The organism is Neisseria sp. P0022.S010, from assembly GCF_051956635.1.
Genome location: NZ_JBQCXF010000415.1, coordinates 1 through 2,656 on the forward strand (window position 1 = coordinate 1; position 2,656 = coordinate 2,656).

Genomic DNA, 2,656 nt, shown 5'->3' on the forward strand with positions numbered 1-2,656 from the left:
TGTAAAGGGCAAGGCTGCCGATTTGGGCAAAAACGGCGGCAAAGGCAAACAGAAAGGCGGCAACGGCAAATTGTTTGCTGTGAATGCTCAGAAGATAAGCGCCCAACAGAATCAGTACGATAAACATCAGGGTAAATAGTGCGGTCAGGAGCAGATAGGCTTTTTGTCGGGTCATGGCATCTTGGGTAAGGGGAAAATGTTCTGATTATAACGTCAGATTGGGAATTTGAAACCATGCCGTATTCGTTAAAAAGGCCGTCTGAATATTTCAGACGGCCTTAAGTCGAATAACGGATTAACGCAATTCTGTGTGCAGACGGCTCAACAATGTGGAGGCATCGCTGCCTTTGTATGGGCTGCCGTCTTTGTTCAACAAATGGAGGCGTGCGCCATTGTTGATAGGCTCAACATACACGATGATTTCAGGATACGTTTTTGGCGCTTCTGCTTTGCCTTTGCCAAATACGCGTTTGAACAGGCCTGGTTTTTTATTGGCAACTGCTTCACCTTCGGTTGGCGCTTGTTGAACCAAGAAGGCGCGGCGTTCGGCATTTTGACCGATAACAGTCAGGCCGATGCGGTCAAGCGCAAGGGCGGTACGGCGCCAGTTGCGGCCGTAATCGCCTGCCAGCAGCAGGGTGCCGTTGTCCACACGGGCCAACTCAGAAGCATTGCTGCGGGCGGCAACGCTTTGGGTCAGGGCCTGTTCAGCTTGCTGACCGTCAACGCCCAAGTATTGCATAAAGCGGGCGAGGAATGCGGCTTCGAGATTAGGGTCACTCTCGCTTGGCTGCCACATCGTGGTGTCTTTTTTACGGTCGGCATAAACTTCTTTCATGCCTTTGTGGGCGAAGAAGATGTCGGTTGAACCGTTTTTGCCTTGTTCGATGCGGATGATGAACTTGTCGCGTTCGCTGGTAGAGTAGATGCCGCCCAAGCCGACTTTATCCAACAGGCGGCGCAGGCTGTCTTGAGGGATTTTGGCTCGGTTTTCAGCCCACTCGGTTTCCATTTGGCCGATGGCTGGCTCTTCAGATTTGATGTCGAAACCGTTTTCTTGCCAGAACACTTTCAGCAAAGGCCAAATTTCGCGAGGTGATTTGCCATCGACAACCAACCAGCGTTGGTTGCCGTCACGCTCAAGGCGTACGCCTTTAACGGATTTCAAGACTTCTGCATTGGCAGGTTGTTGTACAGCTTGAGTGCGGCGTTTGTTGAAGTCGCTGGCGCGGACGGCGCCGCTGCCTGCCGGTAATTGATAGAGGTTGCCTTGGTCAGGGTTGTTCAAATCAGGTGGTACTTCCAGTTTGACCAAGCGGTGTGATTGACTTTGATAGTCGAGTTTGGGTTGTTCTTTTTTGCTGCCAGAACAGGCAGTCATGCTAATCAGGGCGAGGGCTACTACGATGGGTTTGATATAGGTCATCTTGTTTTCCTGTGGATGAAGTTCTTAACAGGGAGGCCGTCTGAAAAGGGTGTTTGGGATTCAGACGGCCTTATTTCCGGATCAGATTTGTCCTGATTTTTCCAGAGCGGCTCGGACTTTGGCTTGACCGGCTTCAGTCAGTGCTACCAAAGGCAGACGAACATGGGGTTCGCATTTGCCCAATAAGCTCAGGCCCCATTTGGGCGCGGCTGGGCTGGGCTCGCAGAACATGGTGTTATAAATTGGGATAAGTTGCTCGTTTAGACGACGGGCGGTCGCAATATCGCCCTCAAGGGCGGCTCGGCACATGTCAGCAAAGAGTTTCGGTGCGACGTTGGCTGCGACGGTTACCACGCCATGACCGCCACACAGCATGAAAGGCAGGCCGGTAGGGTCATCGCCGGATAAAACGACAAAACCTTCAGGAACGCTGTTGATCAATTCGATGTTCTTGCCGATATTGCCGCTGGCTTCTTTTACGCCGACGATATTCGGAATCTCGGCCAAACGCAAAATAGTGTCGTTGCTCATGCTGACGACGGTACGGCCGGGAACATTATAGATAACCATCGGAATCGAAGTGGCTTCGGCGATGGCTTTGAAATGTTGGTAAATGCCTTCTTGCGAAGGTTTGTTGTAGTAGGGAACAACAGATAAGGTGTAGTCCGCACCGGCTTGCTCGGCGGCTTTGGAAAGGGCGATGGCTTCGACAGTGTTGTTGGCGCCTGTGCCGGCGATAACGGGAACGCGCTTGTTGACGTGTTTGACAGTGGCTTCAATAACGGCCAAATGTTCTTCGACAGGCAGGGTGGCTGACTCGCCGGTGGTACCGACTGCGACGATGCCGTCGGTACCGTTTTCAATGTGCCAGTCGATTAAGTCGTGAAGTTGTTCGTAGTTGATGCTGCCGTCTTGATTCATCGGAGTAATCAGGGCAACCAGACTGCCTTTTAACATACGGAAACCTTTAATTTTACGGTGTGGGTGAATTATGCAGTGGATTGTAGCTTACTTTGTTGTTTGTGTGAAACATATCCGCTAAGCGGCTTTGCCGTTTAATGGTGACTTGTCATTATCTTAATGAATAATACATTTTTAAATCATTGGTTTGTTTGTTTTGAGATGGAAAAATGATGTCAAGAATTAAAATGTGTTAAGGCAGTTTGAGGCCGTCTGAAAACGGTTGGGCAGAACTTTCAGACGGCCTGATGGTTTTGAATTTGCTGATAC

At 50.4% G+C, this 2,656-nt stretch carries 3 protein-coding genes; all 3 read right to left on the bottom strand.

What is annotated here, in order from left to right:
• The coding region (locus ACTHUT_RS17545; protein ID WP_440418703.1) for an NGO_0222 family membrane protein at window positions 1-175 on the bottom strand (175 nt) is incomplete at its 3' end.
• A gap of 120 nt (window positions 176-295) precedes the next feature.
• Window positions 296-1,426: an outer membrane protein assembly factor BamC gene (gene bamC, locus ACTHUT_RS17550; RefSeq protein WP_003746991.1), complete on the bottom strand. Its 1,131-nt coding sequence runs from the start codon at window positions 1,424-1,426 to the stop codon at window positions 296-298.
• A gap of 81 nt (window positions 1,427-1,507) precedes the next feature.
• Entirely contained in the window at window positions 1,508-2,383 is an 876-nt protein-coding gene (gene dapA, locus ACTHUT_RS17555; protein ID WP_049351544.1) for a 4-hydroxy-tetrahydrodipicolinate synthase, read from the bottom strand.
• Window positions 2,384-2,656: the final 273 nt, after the last annotated feature.

Coding starts and splice junctions, on each gene's coding strand:
- bamC (WP_003746991.1), bottom strand. CDS start 1,426: ATGACCTATATCAAACCCATCGTAGTAGCCCTCGCCCTGATTAGCATG.
- dapA (WP_049351544.1), bottom strand. CDS start 2,383: ATGTTAAAAGGCAGTCTGGTTGCCCTGATTACTCCGATGAATCAAGAC.